Below are 17,159 nucleotides of genomic sequence, written 5' to 3'. Positions count from 1 at the left end.
AAACCAGGGGATGATGCCACATCTTTCAGCATTGACTCCACAACAGGGAAAGTTAAGTTAATTGGTAATCCTGACTTTGAAACGCAATCTAGCTATAAATTCACCGTCACTGCTAGTGATGGCGTTAATCCCGCTATGGAGCAACAGATTACGCTAGCAATCACAGATGACAATATTGCCATTATTGAAAATGGCTTTTTCTTTGCTCAATTTTTAGATGGTACTCGCCAAGCTCTTTTGTTTCAAAATCAGCCATTCTCTGTTGAACAATCCGCAGACTGGGAAATTTTAGATACGGAAACTATCGATGGACTTAATCAAGTGCTTTGGTATAACCAAGCTACTGATGAGGTTGGCATCTGGTTCACCGATAATAATTGGAACTGGATTTCTTCTGACACATGGCAAATAAAATCTTCAAGAACCTTTAATACTGAATTGTTATTTGGGACAGACATTAATGGAGATTTTCTCATTGGCGATCAATACACCATTGTAGAAAATCAAGGTGGAGTCAGTCTCTTACAGGGAATTTTTGGCGCTTACTATGTTCAGCCCGGAGATGATTTGGTGACTCCCATTAAATTTTTAGGCGAACCATTTGAGAATCAGTTTGGCAGTTGGCAAGCGTTAGCAGCAGAAAGGATTGAAAATATCAACCGAGTTTTATGGCAAAATTTTGACACAGGCGAAATAGGAATTTGGCGAACGGATAATAATTGGAACTGGATTTCTTCCAATGTTTTTACCCCTAATCCAGTCGAAATAGCCACTGTTGAAAGCCTTTTTGGCATTAGCCTGTAGGCTGTTTTCGGTGGGAATAGCAAAAGATGGCAAGGTCTGTCGCCTAGGCCATATACTCGACTCAATCCCATCCTTAGTTGCCCCCTTTATGTCCCAAACCACCGCCACCCTGCAATTGCCCAGCCCCGACAGCGCGATCGCCTTGGCAGGAAGCGGAGAAGACAATCTAACCTATTTGGCCCACCACACCGGCGCTAAATTGATTTTGCGGGGGCAAGAACTGATGGTGGTCGGCACCGAAAAAGCTGTGGCCAGGGTGATGGCAGTGCTCCAAGCCCTGGCTCCCTACTGGCAGAACGCCAAGGCCATTTCCCGGCCGGATTTAATGACTGCTTTCCATGCCCTAGATACGGGTAAACAGGAGGAATACCAGGCCCTACAAAAAACGGTGTTGGCCAAAACCCGACGGGGAGAAATTGTCCGGGCTAAAACTTTCCGTCAACGGCAATATATCAAAGCAATCCAAAAGCATGACGTCACCTTTTGCATTGGCCCTGCGGGCACAGGGAAAACCTTTTTGGCGGCGGTGTTGGCGGTGCAAGCTTTATTGAATAATGAATGCGATCGCCTGATTTTGACTAGACCAGCGGTGGAAGCGGGGGAAAAATTAGGCTTTCTGCCGGGGGACCTGCAACAAAAGGTGGATCCATTTTTGCGACCCCTCTACGATGCTTTGTATGAATTCATTGAGCCGGAAAAAATTCCTGACCTCATGGAGCGGGGCAAAATTGAAGTGGCTCCCCTGGCCTATATGCGGGGCAGGACTTTGACCAATGCCTTTGTCATCGTGGACGAGGCCCAAAATACGACCCCGGCCCAACTCAAAATGGTTTTAACCCGCCTTGGTTTTGGCTCGAAAATGATTGTGACTGGGGATGTGACCCAAACGGATTTACCCAACCATCAAAAGTCCGGTCTCCAGGTGGCCCAAACCATTCTTAAGGATGTGGAAGGGGTGGCTTTTTGTTACCTCAATCAGGCGGATGTGGTGCGCCATCCCCTGGTGCAAAGGATTGTGGAAGCTTACGAACGCTCCGAAAGTACCGGTCCGCCCAGCCCGAAGTCTTCCCCGTAAAGACTTTTTCCCCAAGGGGTTTTCCCAACCAAAGCCAGGCCATACCTAGGGGCAATTTTCCCAGGGACAAAACTTTGATGTACACTGATTCGGGCGTGAATCCGTGGCCATGGCCAGGGCGATCGCCAATGTGGTGTGAGGTAAAATCGGGGGCGAATGAACCGCTCACCGAGGATTTTTGTCTAATTCCCCAAATGAAATTAAGCAAAAGCTAACAAATGCCAAGCCGTCCCCTGGGGCGGAGTTTCACCACTAGTTTTTCGATGAATTTACGCTACCTCTGGTCAGGAAAACAACTATTGATGGGAGGCGGTCTAATTCCCCTATTATTCAGTGCCGCCGTTTCGGCCCAATCCCCTGGGGCCCTGGCCCAAAGCCGTTTCGACCCCAATGCCACCATTATTACTCCCCCGGTTCAGTTGGCCCAACGGTCAGCAACCGAAGACAGAAGGCAGTTTAATGAACTACTGCGGCAGGGTAAGGCCTATGTGGATAACGGTAATTTCCCCCAGGCGATCGCCATTTACCAACAGGCCGCCAGCCTAGATGGGGAGAACGCCGAACTGTTCGGTAGCATGGGTTATCTTTATGCCCGCCAGGGGCAGTTTGCCGAAGCAACCCAAAGTTTTCAACAGGCTTTGCGGGTGAATCCTAATAACCCCGAATACTATGATGGTTTGGGTTTTAGCTATGCTCGCCAAGGAAGATTAAGTGAAGCCGCCAGCGCCTATGCCACCGCCATCAGCCTTGGCCCCAACGCCCCAGCATCGGTGAAGTATCGTCTTGCTCTGGGGGTGATCATGCTCCAACAGGGGGACTATGGTAGGGTGCGCCAAATGTATAACGAAATTCATCGTCTGCAATCGGACAATGAAGAGGCGGCGGTGATGATGGGGGCGGCCCTGCTGCAAAGTAATGAGTACGAGCAGTTAATTACCTTCAATAGTCAAGCTCTCAAACTATTTCCCAACCGTCCTGAACTCAATTTACAGTTGGGCAAAGCCTACTTGGCCCAGGGAAATCTGGTGGCAGCCCGTCGCATTTTAGAACCCCGCCTCAACCCCGATTGGCGCAGTTTTTCCCTCTACCTCACCTGGGCGGAACTACTGGAACAAGAAGGAAATTTTGCCGGGGCCCTGGATGCCTACAAACAAGCTCTCCGCAATGAACCTACGGCGATCGCCGCTAAAATTGGCACTGGTCGCATGTATTTAGAATTGGACAATCCCGCTGAAGCCATTTGGGTGTTTCGGGATCTGACCCGCCTCCAACCCAGCAACGCTGACTTTTATTATCTGTTGGGGGAAGCCTACGCAGTGGATGAAAAAATTGACCTGGCCAAAAAATCCTTTGGGGAAGCCCAAAAACTTTACCAGGCCCAGGGCAACACTGCTGGCAGTGACCGGACTCAAGAAAAGCTGGATAATCTTTAATTAGTCCAGGTATTGTCACCCTACGGGTTCAGACAATGGAGCCGTTACCCCACTCCCTCAGCCCATGGGAGGAAAAAGTTCCTAATTTTCCCGCTCTGGGGCTTTGGGGGAAACAGACTAAACCTGGACCTTTAAACTGGCATATTTTGACCTTTTTTCGTTTTTCAGGAGTTAATCATCGTGGATGCAATGGAATTCTTTCGCAATAGTTCTGGCAACTGGCGATCGCAACGTACCACCCATCATCTTGCCTTCCGTCGAGCAGAAACCGGTACCTCGGAAATTTTTGTCGAAGCCCTGGGCGCTGATGATCAAAAGATTGTCGAGATTTGTGAAATGCACAGCTGCGACCCGGCCAAAGCCGTGGGGGGAGCCTTCGTCCGCTGGGAAAGTGCCATGGCTTGGGATAAAGAGGATGAAAACCATGAAGGAACAACGGTATTTGCCCTCATTCCTGACGAAGACAATCCCCAACAGGGACAATTACTGCGGGAGCGGGGCTATGCGGAAATTGTGCCCATCGCCGGTCGCTATCACATCGACGAAGAGGAAGCCTTAGTTCTCGTAACGGAATATGAAACCATGACCACCATTGAAAGGTTCTGGTTTGCCAACCCAGATATGCGCCTCAGAACCAGTACTGTGCAAAGGTTTGGGGGCTTTAACACCGCCACCTACTGTACGGAAATGCGGGTCAAAGAGGAAAGCACTGTACCAACTTCCCCTTCCCCCGCCTACGAACAATTCTGCGGCTGGTAGGCTCGTCTAGCCCCTGTCTGGAAAATTTGATTGTCCTGCCAGGCCATCTAAGGAATTTGGTCAACCCTGAATGGGAGGACAAAAATTGTAATAAATTGTAATATTTGCCAACGATCAGGACCCTTCCCCCTTATTATTTAAACTAACTCATTATCAAGCTCTTCTTTAAGATCACGGAGGTTTACACTTGGCTCTTCCCCTATTGAACTACGCCCCCAAAAGTCAGAATGTGAGGGTTGAAGGTTATGAAATTGGCTCCGAAGAGAAGCCTGTTGTTTTCACCACGGAAAACATCCTCTCCAGCAGCGATATGGATAACCTAATCGAAGCGACCTATCGTCAAATATTTTTCCATGCGTTCAAGTGGGACCGGGAAAAAGTCCTTGAGTCCCAACTGCGTAACGGCCAAATTACTGTACGGGATTTTGTGCGGGGATTGTTGCTTTCCAACACCTTCCGCAGTAGCTTCTACGAAAAAAATAGTAACTACCGCTTCGTTGAGCACTGTGTACAGAAGATTCTAGGACGGGACGTTTACAGTGAACGGGAAAAAATCGCTTGGTCCATTGTGGTCGCCACCAAGGGCTATCAAGGGTTGATTGACGATCTTCTCAACAGCGATGAGTACCTCAACAACTTTGGCTATGACACGGTTCCCTACCAACGTCGTCGCAACCTTCCCGGTCGGGAAGCGGGTGAATTGCCCTTTAACATCAAATCTCCCCGGTACGATGCTTACCACCGTCGCCAATTGGGCTTCCCCCAAATCGTTTGGCAGAACGAAGTGCGTCGTTTTATTCCCCAGGAGAAAAAGCTTACCGCTGGCAATCCGATGAATTTCCTGGGCATGGCCCGCAGTATCAACCCTGCCGCCAATACCATTCCCAAGGTTTCGGCCCAAAATATCAACATCGAAGCTTCTGTGCCCCGTCGCTAGGCACTCAGGTCAGAGGGTTGAAGGATTAGTGCATTCCTGGCGTGGATAGTTACTTATTTTTCTGTCCTAAAAATTAAACGGAAAAATCAAATAATTGTTTTAGCTGGGACTGTTTGCTAGTCCCTTTTTTTTGGCCATTTTTGAGCAAATATCTGAGTGTAAATACTTAATCGAACCATCGGCGGAAACTAATGTGAGGGAAATTGTGAAGTCTTCTAACAATTATGGAACCTCTGCCAATAATCCCAGACTAAAAACTTATACTTGCCCCCAATGCCAACTCCTCACCGACCTAGGGTTTGATGTTGGTTGTGGTAGTAATTTCCCCAGAGTGGAGTCCCCCATGATTGCCCCTATTTGCCGTGCTCTGCGTTCCCGTCTTCCCCTCGCCGCCATGCTCATGATTGCCGCCACTGCTACCCCCGCTTTAGCTAATTCGCCGATCGCCGCTAATTTAACCCCTTTAACCCCTAATCAACCCCAGCCGTTACTGTTGGACAATGGCTTTAAGCCCTTTACCCCGGTGGGAATTACTGATGATAATTTTTTGCTCAATGTGACTGATACCAGGGAAGTGGATCCCTTGGACAGTCCCTACCCGGTGCCCTGGAGTTGGATTGTGCGTACCCAACAGGACTACGCGGAACAGCAACGGTCGGGATTGCGCTACTACCGCAGTCCAGCCTTAGTTTCTCCTTCGGGACAATATGCAGCTTACAGTCGCATTGAGGTGCGGGCGGAGCCCAATTCCTACGAATCGAAGGTGTTGGGGGTAATGTTTGTTGAAAATTTGGCGACGGGTAAGTTGCAGGTGGTGCGGGCCAGTTCCCCCATTGCCAGCTACTTACAAAAAGTAGGGGAAGATAGTCCGGAAATGGCGGGGGTAATTTCCATTCTTTTGCCAGCTTCCTGGTCTGAGGAAGGCGATCGCCTATTGGCCCGCCAGATGGAAGGGGCATTTAATTCTTCGGACATTAGCGATTATGGCGTGGTCTGGCAGGGGGGAGATATTCGTACCCTCAGTGCCATGCCCAAGACTAATATGGAATTCAGTGCCACCTTACTGGGTTGGCATCAGGGGGATCCCCATCAGGTGCTTTTTCAAGTGAGCCATTTTGACCAAGAAGAAGATGAGAATTCTTTGGTTAGCGTCGCTCTAGATGGAAAAGTCCAACCGGCCAAAGCTCCGGCAGTAATTGCCTACGGTAAACGGGTCAGCCGCAGTTGGAGCGGGGTGCAATCCATGCGCTAGGAAGGGGCACCGGGGCGATCAACTGGTTGGAACAGCTCAAAGGCTTGGCGGGTGAATTGGCGCAGTTTTTCCCCCACATCCTGGGCAGGGAGGTATTTGCCCACCACCTGCCAGTTGTCCACCGTGGATAGTCGCCAGGCTTGCCCTTGGTGATTGATGCCGACGGTTTCAATGCCAATGATTTTAGGCGATTTGTCGGCGGGGTCTGGATGGAAACGAATTTGCACCAGGATACTGCGGCTCTGGTAGCGGGGACTCCAACCAGGCAGATGGAAGCCAATGTCGATGGAGTGGGGATCCACCTGGGCTTGGGTCTGGCGATCGCCTTGCCACGGAGCAAGGTCAGCCCTAGCGTCGGGAAATTGGGCTTTAAAGAGGTTCACCACGGCGGCGATTTTGGTGGCGGTGGCGACTCCAATGGCTTGTTCTGCCGCATTCATTGACGAAATGTCTCCTGCTGGAAAGTTAACCTTTGGCCAGGGGCTGGATTGGGATCGGATAAGCCTGACGACCAATAACCATGGGGTGTGGCATGGGGACAGGAAATGGGAAAATTAATGGCCCAGAATTGATTCCATAGGATAGCAAACCTCCGTGAAAATTTCCGAACAGACCCTTGAAGTGGGACAGTTTCACTGGTTTTACCGCCAGATTGAACCAATCCAGTCCACTGACGCCGCTCCCATCGTCTTGTTGCACGGTTTACCGAGCCAAAGTTTATGTTGGACTGGGGTCATGCCTCTATTGGCAGAAAAGGGTCTGAGGGTGATCGCCCCGGATTGGTTGGGCTTTGGCTTTTCTGACATCTTGGACAAACGGGATTTTGCCTACACCACAGCGGCCTATGAACAGGCGTTGGGAGAATTTTTAGAAGCTCTGGAACTGCCCAAAATTTCCCTGGTGGTGCAAGGATTTTTAGCCACAGTGGGCGTCGAATATGCCCTCAACCACCCAGAGCAAATTGAGCGGCTCGCTATTCTTAACACCCCCGTTATTCCCCCCGTATCGTTACCCTGGCCCATGCGCCAATGGACTATTCCTCTGGTGGGGGATATGGTCACCCAAGATCCCCTGATTATTGACCGCACTTTAGAGGGGGGCAGTGGCTTTGTCATCAGCGATGAAAGGTTAAATATCTATCGTAAACCCTGGCTAAAAACCTCCGCCGCCGGTCGGGCCCTTATGGCCGCCACCAAAAACTTACCCACCTCCAATGATCTAGCTAAAATCGGCGATCGCCTGCGGGGAGAATGGCAAAAACCCACCTGCTTAATCTGGGGAACGGCGGATAAATGGCTGCCGGTGGAACCCATTGAACAGTTAGTGCAGGGAGCTAGTCATCTGGAGTTGGTCAAATTACCAGAAGCCAAACACTATCCCCAGGAGCATTTTCCCCAGGAAGTCGGGGAAACTCTACAAACCTTTTTCCGCAGACAAATTACCTAAAAGCGATAGCATTGGCGGCAGACAAAACTGGTCATCATAAAGCTCAACATGATTGTGAACAGCGGGAGAATCTAGGGGTTAGAAGTCAAAGAACTTTTGCCGAGGATTAAAGGTTTCCTTTTCCCGAATGCTACGGTAAAGCTCCAACTCTTCTGGGCTGGGTTCCGGGGGAATTTCCACGCGAATTTCCACCAACTGGTCCCCCCGATCGCCTTTACTGTTGGGAAAGCCTTTTTTGGCCAAACGTAGTTTTTGACCATTTTTTAATCCCGCTGGCACAGTCATTTTCACCAGGCCGTCAATGGTCATTACCTCAATAGCGCCCCCCAAAATTGCTTCACTGGGGGTCACTGGCACTTGGCAAGCAATGTCCGTACCCTGGAGCGTAAATAAAGGGTGGGGAGAAAGGTTAATTTTCAAATATAAATCACCGCCGTTAATGCCTTGTTGCTTGAGGCGAATCCGTTGCCCATCCCCCATGCCCCCAGGCATTTCCACTTCCAAAGAACGGCCATCTTCCAAACGAATTCTTTCCTTCCCTCCCCGATAGGCCTTTTCCAACGGCAGAGTCAAATTAGCTTCCACATCCCTAGGCACAGGGCGGGCCGGGGATACCACTTTTGTGCGACGGTTGGCGCTAAAATCCTGCCACGATTCCGCCGGTTGTCGGGGAGTGGGCCGGCCATTGGCAGTACGAAATTGACCATTGCTAGCATTAGGCGATCGCCCACCGTTACTATTAGGAGTAAAACGGCTGGTGGGGGGACGGCGAAACCGCCCAAATAAACGGCTGTCCAACTCCCGACGCTTGCTTTCATCGGAGAGGACATCATAGGCTTCGTTGATGTCTTTAAACTTTTCTTCCGCCGTTTTGTCGTTGGGGTTGACATCAGGGTGATACTGACGAGCTAATTTCCGAAAGGATTTTTTAATCTCTTCGGTGGTGGCATTGCGGGGAACTCCCAAAATTTGATAATAATTCCGCACTTGTTCCATAGGGTTGCCAGAAAATACTCGCTCAATCCACTCAAACTAACTTAGATCAAGGTTACAGGGTTAAATCATGACGGTTTGTCTTGCCTTTGGTGAAAGGACTTTAGATTTTAGAACCAATCATCATCGTCGTCATCCCAACCATTTTGCAACGGTGCATTGCGACCAGGCTGGGCAGGCCGTTCCCCATAGCGGCCATTGCCTCCTCGACCGGAACGACTGGGGGTACTTTCCCGATAGTTATAGTCCTGTTGGCGATCGCCTCTGGTGTAATCATCTTGGGGGCTGGGGCCAGAACGGCGATCGTCGTAGTTGTCCCCTAGGCTGTCCCCTCGGTAGGGGCGTTGACGGGTAACTCGAGCTTGGTCCCAATCGGCATAGGCAGGGGAAAGGTAGTCTTTGCTCAAGGAAGGCCCCCGACCAGCGCCAGCCCTAGGCACGGGAGTTTCTCGACGGGAAGGGGCGCTGTAGTTGTAATCGTCATAGCGACCGTAATCATTGCCCCCCCGATAATCGTCCCTGGGAGCGGGGCGACGGCTGTAGTAGTCTTCCTCGTCATCGAAATCGCCGGTGAAGGTTTTCTTAATTGCTTCAAAAAAGCCTTCTTCCTTATCGTCATACTGCAGACGCACTTCCCGGTTAAGTTCGTAGAGCACATCCTGCAAATCCGCCTGGGCCCGGTCTAACCTGCGCTCATCGTCTTTTTCCAAACTATCTAAAATTTCACTGCACAAGGCATCCACTTGGCGGCGGTAGGACACAGTAAAAGCACTGCCAAAGTCCAGGGTAACTTCCTTGAGTCGCCGCTGGGCCTGGTCCGTTAGCGCCTTGGCACTATTGCGTTTTTCAATCCGTTCCCGGCGTTCCCGGTCTTGGGCAGCAAAGGTTTCCGCCTCTTGGATCATGCGATTGACTTCCCCTTCACTCAGAATGGAAGCCCCTTGGACAGTGATGCTTTGTTCCCGCCCAGTGGTTTTGTCCCTCGCTGTCACCTGCAAAATACCGTTGGCATCAATGTCGAAGGAAACCTGCACCTGGGGCACTCCCCTGGGGGCCGGCGGAATACCGCTCAGTTTAAAGCGACCGAGGGAAATATTATCGCTGGCCATTTCCCTTTCCCCTTGGAGCACATGGATTTCCACCACAGTCTGATTATTTTCTCCGGTGGAAAAAATGTCTGATTTCCTTACTGGAATGGTGGTGTTACGGGGCAGTAATTTTTTCATCACGCCGCCAATGGTTTCTAGTCCAAAGGAAAGGGGCGTTACGTCCAACAGCAGAATGTCTTTCACCTCCCCGTCCAAAATGCCTGCCTGGATGGCCGCACCGATCGCCACCACTTCATCAGGATTGACGTTTTCGTTGGGTTCCCGGTCAATGAAACTGCGCACTAAACCCTTGACCATGGGCATCCTGGTGCCTCCCCCCACCAGCACTACTTCATCGATTTGTACTGGACTTAAGCCCGCATCCTTCAATACTCGTTTGATCGGTCTTTGCAGACGGGTGACCAGATCACCGCACAAGTCTTCAAATTCAGAACGACTCAATTGGGTTTCTAAATGCTTAGGCCCATCTTCCGTAGCAGTAATGAAGGGCAAATTAATTTCCGTGGTACTGACCCCAGACAGTTCAATTTTGGCTTTTTCCGCCGCCTCCGTTAACCGTTGCAGGGCCTGGCGATCCTGCCGTAAATCCACTTTCTCCGTTTCTAAAAACTTTTCTGCCAACCAATCCACAATGCGGCGATCGAAATCATTACCGCCCAATTGGGTGTCGCCGCTGGTGGCCTTAACTTCAAAGATGCCGTCCCCCACTTCCAACACGGAAACGTCAAAGGTACCGCCACCGAGGTCGAACACCAGGATTTTTTGCATTCTGCCCTGGTCTAACCCGTAGGCCAAGGAAGCGGCGGTGGGTTCATTGATAATCCGTAACACCTCCAACCCGGCAATTTTACCCGCATCCCTGGTGGCCTGCCGTTGGGAGTCGTTAAAGTAGGCGGGCACCGTAATCACTGCTCCAGTAACCTTTTCCCCCAGGTAACGGCTGGCTTCTTCGGCCAACTTACGCAAAATCATGGCCGAAATTTCTTCCGGGGCAAAGTCTTTTTTCAGCCGAGGACAACGGACCTTAATATTGTCCCGGTCATCGCGACGGATAGTATAGGCTACTCGCTTAGATTCGGGGGTAAGATCGGCGTAGCGTCTCCCCATAAAGCGTTTCACGCCATAGAATGTGTTTTGGGGGTTGAGTACCGCTTGTCGCCGGCCCATTTGGCCCACCACCAATTCCCCTTCTTTGTTGAAACCCACCACAGACGGGGTGGTGCGCATCCCTTCCGCATTGGCAATGACAATGGGTTTGCCGCCTTCCATAACGGCAACAACTGAGTTGGTGGTTCCAAGGTCAATTCCGACGACTTTTCCCATGTTGTTTTCTTTACTCCCAAAGTTCGGGAGGGCAATTAATCTGCATTTAATATTTAGTGGTGCTAGGCCCTTGCCAGACCATTATAGAAGGTGGGGGAGATGCCCTTGTGGTCGAGTAGACTTCATTTGATCGCTCAAAGAGTTTTAGTTACCTAACTATCAAGCCATGGCTGGAAAAAAACAAGGTGCTGATGCCACAGTCTATCAGCTAAAAATTTCCCTGTTGGGGGCCAAGCCTCCCATTTGGCGGAGGGTGCAGGTGCCCAGTGACACCACTTTGAATAAATTACATAACATCATCCAAGATTCCATGGGCTGGTTTAATTACCATCTCCACTCTTTTTTCGTTGACGGCCAGGAATATGGCCCAATAGACCCCTACATAGACGAGACGGATTACGAAGATGAAAGTAAGGTGAAGTTGTCGGGCTTGAATCTGGCCGAAAAATACAAGTTTCGCTATGTCTATGACTTCGGGGATGATTGGTACCACGAAATCCTGGTCGAAAAAATTCTCCCCCGGCAAGAAGACCGGCACTACCCATTTTGTTTGAAAGCAGTGCGGGCCTGCCCCCCGGAGGACTGCGGCGGTATTTGGGGATATGAAGAACTGTTAGAGATTCTCCAAGACCCCCAACATCCTGAACGCGAGGATCGATTGGAATGGTTGGGGGGAAATTTTGATCCCCAGGAGGTCAGTCTTAAAAGGATTAATGAATGCCTCCGGGAATGTTAAAAATTAGGCGATCGCCGCTACGGGAATGCGGAGGTGATCGTAGAGAGGGAAACGGGCACAGAGTTCACCGGCCCGCTGTAAACAATCTGCCTTAACACCTTCATCTTCGGGGGACAACAGGCGATCGGCAATGATGTTGGCAATGGTGCGGAACTCATTTTCCTGCATCCCCCTGGTGGTCATGGCGGGGGAACCAAGGCGCAAACCGCTGGTGACAAAGGGCGATTCTGGGTCAAAGGGCACGGTGTTTTTATTGGCAGTGATGTTGATTTCTCCCAATAGTTGATCCGCCACCTTGCCGGTCATGGAGATAGAACGGAGATCCACCAACATTAAATGGTTATCGGTACCACCAGAAACCAGGTCAAAACCCCGTTGTTGTAATTGATCCGCCATGGCTTGGGCATTGGCAATCACTTGGCCGGAGTAGGCCTTAAATTCTGGCTTGAGGGCTTCTCCAAAGGCCACCGCTTTAGCGGCAATGACGTGCTCCAAGGGACCGCCTTGGGTACCGGGGAAAACCGCTTTATCTAACTTTTTGCCCAATTCTTCGTTATTGGTCATGATGAGACCCCCCCGGGGTCCCCGCAGGGTTTTATGGGTGGTAGTGGTAACTACATCGCAATAGGGCAACGGACTGGGATGGTGTCCTGAGGCCACTAAACCGGCAATGTGAGCAATGTCCGCCATTAGGTATGCCCCCACCTCATCGGCGATCGCCCGGAATTTATCAAACTCAATTTGCCGGGGGTACGCGGAGTAGCCACAAATGAGCAATTTGGGTTTAACTTCCAAGGCCTGTTGGCGAATCTTTTCATAATCCAACCGACCAGTCTCTTTTTCCACTCCATAGTGGGCAACTTTGAACCATTTACCAGAGACATTGACGGGGGAGCCGTGGGTTAAATGACCACCGTGGGAAAGATCCATGCCCATAATGGTGTCGCCGGGCTGGAGCAGGGTTAAAAAGACGGCAAAGTTGGCCTGGGCTCCGGAGTGGGGTTGGACGTTGGCGTGGGCCGCCCCGAACAATTCTTTCACTCGACTAATGGCTAAGCTTTCCGCCTGGTCCACAAATTCACAACCGCCGTAATAGCGTTTACCGGGCAGACCTTCGGCGTATTTATTGGTCAATACGGAACCCTGGGCCGCCATTACTGCCGCTGAAGTGAAATTCTCGCTGGCAATTAGTTCAATGTGGGTGCGTTGCCGTTGCAGTTCCCGGTCAATGATGGCCGCAAGGGCTGGATCACTAGTGGCTAAAAAGTCGAGGTTGGTTTGATTCACGTCTAATCTTCCTGTAAACAGTGCTGGGGGCGGAAAGCACCGCGCTTCTTGAATATTTATTAAGTTTACCACCGCTAGAGTTTGGCCAACGGCCACGGGGCCAAAGGTTAAAACGTCAACCATTTCCGTCAACCCACAACGGTAAAAGGCGACCTGGAACGCTTTCAACAATGCGTTAAATTAAGCTGCACGATTCTTGGCGTCGGTTTATGGGCAACATTGTCAAGGTAGCAAAGTTAAATTTACCATAAAACACTTGTTTTGATTGTAGTTGACTTCTGTCTAAAAAAAATTAGATTCGTTTGTAAGAAAAAATGGCAAGCAATAGTTGATGATCATACATCATAATTTATTGAGGCAAAGTTTTTAAATAAGCCAGAAATTCATTCAATTGTTGATCTGAAAGTTGATTTTATTTCAGGGCTTAAATCTCAAATAATACTTAGGTATTTAAACGGATTATTGCCGATCTTTTCACAGAATTACCTCTACGTTAAAATCACCATCAACAATGGGGAGATTGTCTTCTGCCAAAATCTTCTATCTGCAAGTTTAATTGTTGTTTAAGGACTTCCCTATACAGGAATAAAACAGCACTCAAAGCCTGATTTTGAATAGAAGCAACAACATTTTCCTCAACAGCAAAATAGGTTAAAAATCCTTCAATTTCTTTTCCCCCATTGTTTTGGGATGGCATTTGTTATGAAAGAAAATATAGCGTTTAATCCAATTAACGTAATTTTTTCGATTTTGTAAGAGTGATGTTTCAGACGAATGACATCGCGGACTTGTTCAATGAGCTTTTTAGGGGGTTTGTCCATCGGGCGATATTCAGAATATTTCTGAATAATATGACTACTGATTATGTTAGCCCGAATTTTTTTGTTTATCGTCGGAAAATATACGAAAAGTTTCTGGGTAACATTCTCTACAGGGGGATTATTCAGAAAGTTTCTGTTTCTTCCCCTCTAGGAGTTGACTATCCAGAAAATGTCAGTATGATTAGCAGTTGGGCTGCTAGTTCAATGTTGTCGAAGCGGCTTTACCAGCCTCCAAAGATATGCTATGGTCCCAACGTTCAAGCTAGGCAAATTGAGAAATTAATATAGATAGGGGTGGCTGATGTCCAAAAGAACGATTGAGCTGATTTTGCTTGCGCTTCTTTCTGGAGTGCTTCTTATCCTTTGCAGTCCACTCTTATCCCATGCTTCGTATGAGATGCCGGCGGGTCGACTTACTTCCGTGCCGCTCAATGAATCCCCGGACAATTTTCCAACGCGCCCTCAGCCCATTCAACTCATTGCTCAAGGGCAGTCTGCCATGGATAACCTCACCCCGGCTGAAGCCCGCGCGATCGCCAAGGAAGCCTACATCTATGGCTTCCCGCTAGTAGACAACTACCGCGTCATGCACTCCTTCTTTGTGGATCGGGACGGCCGAGAGTTTAAGGCCCCCTGGAACGAGATTCACAACGAGGCCCGCGTCTTCACGCCGGACGATCGCACCATCCAGACCCCCAACTCCGACACCCCGTACTCCCAGATTGGCACCGACCTGCGAACTGAGCCGCTGGTCATTACCGTGCCCGCTGTTGAAGTGGACCGCTACTACTCGCTCCAATTTATCGATTTATACACCTTCAACTATGCCTATGTGGGCAGCCGTGCAACGGGGAACGAAGCGGGCAGCTTCCTGCTGGCTGGCCCAAGCTGGTCGGGGCAGACACCCCCAGGCATCAAAGCTGTAATTCGCTCCGAGACAGAGATTGGCTGGGTCCAGTTCCGCACCCAGCTCTTCGATGCCGACGATATTGACAACGTTAAGCAGGTACAGGCGGGGTATAAAGTCCAGCCCCTATCTGCCTTTCTCAACCAGCCTGCCCCAGCCGCTGCGTCGGATATTGATTTTATTGATCCCCTTACCCCTCAAGAGGAACGCACGTCACTCGAATTCTTTAACGTGTTGAACTTCCTGCTCCAGTTCTGTCCCACCCACCCCTCCGAGGTAGAGCTGATGTCACGCTTTGCCCAAATCGGCATTGGCCCGGACAGTCCCTTAGACTTATCACAACTGTCCCCAGAAATGAAGCAGGCCCTGGAAGATGGCATGGCTGATGCCTGGGAGGAGTTTGCTGAGTTTAAGAGAACCCAGCTGGATACCGGCATTCTAACGGCCAACGACGGCTACGGCACCCGGGAGTTTATGGCTAACAACTACATTGGTCGCATGGCCTCAGCCGTGTTGGGGATCTACGGCAACTCGAAAGAAGAGGCGATGTATCCTGCCTACTATGTCGATGCCGACGGTGGCAAGCTGGACACGGGGGAGAACCGCTATACCCTTCGCTTTGCTCCTGACCAACTGCCCCCGGTAAACTCGTTCTGGTCAATCACAATCTACCAGTTGCCAGAAAGTTTACTGGTAGAGAACCCCATTGATCGCTACCTGATCAACTCATCGATGCTTCCGGATCTGGCGCGAGATACTGATGGCGGGCTGACGATTTACCTCCAGCATGAATCACCGGATGAGGACAAAGCATCAAACTGGCTTCCTGCCCCCGATGGCGAGTTTCTGCTGATTATGCGATTGTACTGGCCGCAGCAGGAGGCGTTGGACGGCACCTGGCAGGCCCCGCCGCTGCAGCGAGTCAAAACTGACGCTGATGCCGCAGCCACGGTACCGGTCACGGTCGAGAATTTCGTCCGCGCTGAGAGTGACACCTACTTTGCTAACACCATCAGGGGATTTGACGCCTTCGGAAAATTCGGGCACATCCGTCAACCGACACCTATCGATCAGCAGACCATCATCCGTATGAACCGCGATACCTTATACTCCGCAGCGGTATTCGACCTCGACGCAGGGCCTGTGACGATCACATTGCCCGATGCCGGTGAGCGGTTCCTGTCGATGCAGGTAATCAACCAAGACCACTACACCCCCATGGTGGTCTACGGCGCTGGTCGGCATACCCTCACCCGAGAAAGCATCGGCACGCGATACGTGATCACAGCGGTGCGCATCCTCGCCGATGAGACGGACCCGGCAGACATCCAAGAGGTTGTCAAGCTTCAGGATACGATTCAGGTCGAGCAAGAAAGCTTGGGCAGCTTCGAAGTGCCCAATTGGGACCCGGTCAGCCAAAAGAAAGTCCGGGATGCGCTCAACGTTTTGGCCAATACTCTGCCGGATAAAAACCGGATGTTCGGTGCGGAGGACGAGGTCGATCCCGTTCGGTACCTGCTCGGATCTGCATCGGGATGGGGCGGCAACCCTGATGAAGACGCCGTCTATCTCAACATCACACCGAAGAACAATGATGGATTAACCCGTTATCGGCTGACCGTCAATGAAGTTCCGGTAGACGAGTTCTGGTCGATCTCGGTGTATAACGCCCAGGGGTTCTTCGAGCAGAATGAAGCGAACGCATACTCGATCAATAACCTGACAGCGGAGAAGGCCGAGGACGGCTCAGTCAACGTCCAGTTTGGTGGCTGTGACGGGCAAACCCCAAACTGCCTGCCAATTACACCGGGCTGGAACTACATGGTCCGCCTTTACCGCCCGCAAAGCGTAATCCTTGACGGCACCTGGACATTTCCCGAGGCGCAGCCCGTTGAGTGAGCTGGGTAGGCAACACTAGAGATACACAATCAATCTTGCCTCTGATGAAATGCACTGCTGTTATGCATCATATTCATTCTGTATAGCAGTTTGATTCCCTTAAGCAGCCCAACCCTGCGTTGGTGCGGACGGAAGGGAGATGATTTGTGAGAGTTCAAGTTGGTCTGCCGCCGCACAACTCCACCACTAGAGTTTGGCCAACGGTCACGGGGCAAAAGGTTATAGCAAAGATTGCTAAGGTTAGGACATAATATAGGGAAAGAGTTAGGAAAAAAGCGATGCCAGCCCCCTACAGTATAGATCTAAGAGAGAAAGCGGTAAGTGCAGTAGAAAAAGGAGAGAAGAAAAGCCATGTCTGCCGAACACTGAACATTAGTC

The 17,159-nt window shown here is 50.5% G+C and carries 12 protein-coding genes and 2 pseudogenes; 10 read left to right on the top strand and 4 right to left on the bottom strand.

The window, feature by feature from the left end; translation table 11 throughout:
• The 6 genes and pseudogenes from H6G45_RS17135 to H6G45_RS17110 form a co-directional block, all read left to right on the top strand.
• Positions 1 to 804 (top strand): annotated as a pseudogene (locus tag H6G45_RS17135) (cadherin); the annotation flags it as partial.
• Between the two features lie 88 nt (positions 805 to 892).
• Positions 893 to 1,879 carry a PhoH family protein gene (locus H6G45_RS17130; RefSeq protein ID WP_190599608.1) on the top strand — a complete coding sequence of 329 codons (987 nt, stop codon included), beginning with the start codon at positions 893 to 895 and terminating at the stop codon, positions 1,877 to 1,879.
• 218 nt (positions 1,880 to 2,097) lie between these two features.
• A complete protein-coding gene (locus H6G45_RS17125; RefSeq protein ID WP_190599607.1) occupies positions 2,098 to 3,312 on the top strand; it encodes a tetratricopeptide repeat protein in 1,215 nt (404 codons plus the stop codon).
• Positions 3,313 to 3,492: 180 nt separating this feature from the next.
• Positions 3,493 to 4,071 carry a phycobiliprotein lyase gene (locus tag H6G45_RS17120; protein ID WP_190599606.1) on the top strand — a complete coding sequence of 193 codons (579 nt, stop codon included), beginning with the start codon at positions 3,493 to 3,495 and terminating at the stop codon, positions 4,069 to 4,071.
• A gap of 187 nt (positions 4,072 to 4,258) precedes the next feature.
• Positions 4,259 to 5,008: a phycobilisome rod-core linker polypeptide gene (locus H6G45_RS17115; RefSeq protein WP_190599605.1), complete on the top strand. Its 750-nt coding sequence runs from the start codon at positions 4,259 to 4,261 to the stop codon at positions 5,006 to 5,008.
• Positions 5,009 to 5,351: 343 nt separating this feature from the next.
• Positions 5,352 to 6,260, top strand: a complete 909-nt coding sequence (locus H6G45_RS17110) for a hypothetical protein (protein ID WP_190599604.1) — start codon at positions 5,352 to 5,354, stop codon at positions 6,258 to 6,260.
• On the opposite strand, the gene H6G45_RS17105 is transcribed toward H6G45_RS17110, so the two are convergent.
• Positions 6,257 to 6,700: a hypothetical protein gene (locus H6G45_RS17105; RefSeq protein WP_190599603.1), complete on the bottom strand. Its 444-nt coding sequence runs from the start codon at positions 6,698 to 6,700 to the stop codon at positions 6,257 to 6,259. The genes H6G45_RS17110 and H6G45_RS17105 overlap by 4 nt on opposite strands.
• A 154-nt stretch (positions 6,701 to 6,854) precedes the next feature.
• Here H6G45_RS17105 and H6G45_RS17100 point away from each other — a divergent pair, with 154 nt between their 5' ends.
• A complete protein-coding gene (locus tag H6G45_RS17100; protein WP_190599602.1) occupies positions 6,855 to 7,706 on the top strand; it encodes an alpha/beta fold hydrolase in 852 nt (283 codons plus the stop codon).
• Between the two features lie 78 nt (positions 7,707 to 7,784).
• Here the strand turns inward: H6G45_RS17100 and H6G45_RS17095 are convergent, their stop codons facing one another.
• The gene (locus H6G45_RS17095; RefSeq protein WP_190599601.1) at positions 7,785 to 8,702 is read right to left on the bottom strand and encodes a J domain-containing protein; all 918 of its coding nucleotides are present in this window, start codon (positions 8,700 to 8,702) and stop codon (positions 7,785 to 7,787) included.
• Positions 8,703 to 8,809: 107 nt separating this feature from the next.
• Positions 8,810 to 11,131 carry a molecular chaperone DnaK gene (gene dnaK, locus H6G45_RS17090; RefSeq protein WP_190599600.1) on the bottom strand — a complete coding sequence of 774 codons (2,322 nt, stop codon included), beginning with the start codon at positions 11,129 to 11,131 and terminating at the stop codon, positions 8,810 to 8,812.
• 166 nt (positions 11,132 to 11,297) lie between these two features.
• Here dnaK and H6G45_RS17085 point away from each other — a divergent pair, with 166 nt between their 5' ends.
• Positions 11,298 to 11,867: a plasmid pRiA4b ORF-3 family protein gene (locus H6G45_RS17085; RefSeq protein ID WP_190599599.1), complete on the top strand. Its 570-nt coding sequence runs from the start codon at positions 11,298 to 11,300 to the stop codon at positions 11,865 to 11,867.
• Positions 11,868 to 11,870: 3 nt separating this feature from the next.
• Here H6G45_RS17085 and glyA read toward each other — a convergent pair whose 3' ends face one another.
• On the bottom strand, positions 11,871 to 13,154 hold the full coding sequence (gene glyA, locus H6G45_RS17080; protein ID WP_190599610.1) for a serine hydroxymethyltransferase: 1,284 nt from the start codon (positions 13,152 to 13,154) through the stop codon (positions 11,871 to 11,873).
• 1,320 nt (positions 13,155 to 14,474) lie between these two features.
• On the opposite strand from glyA, the gene H6G45_RS17070 reads away from it, so the two are divergent.
• Both H6G45_RS17070 and H6G45_RS19655 read left to right on the top strand, forming a co-directional pair.
• Entirely contained in the window at positions 14,475 to 16,781 is a 2,307-nt protein-coding gene (locus H6G45_RS17070; RefSeq protein WP_199309835.1) for a DUF1254 domain-containing protein, read from the top strand.
• 278 nt (positions 16,782 to 17,059) lie between these two features.
• Positions 17,060 to 17,159, top strand: a pseudogene (locus tag H6G45_RS19655) (IS630 family transposase); the annotation flags it as partial.

The organism is Synechocystis sp. FACHB-383 (genome assembly GCF_014698605.1).
Classification (GTDB): domain Bacteria; phylum Cyanobacteriota; class Cyanobacteriia; order Cyanobacteriales; family Microcystaceae; genus Synechocystis; species Synechocystis salina.
This window is presented reverse-complemented; position numbering and strand designations above follow the sequence as displayed.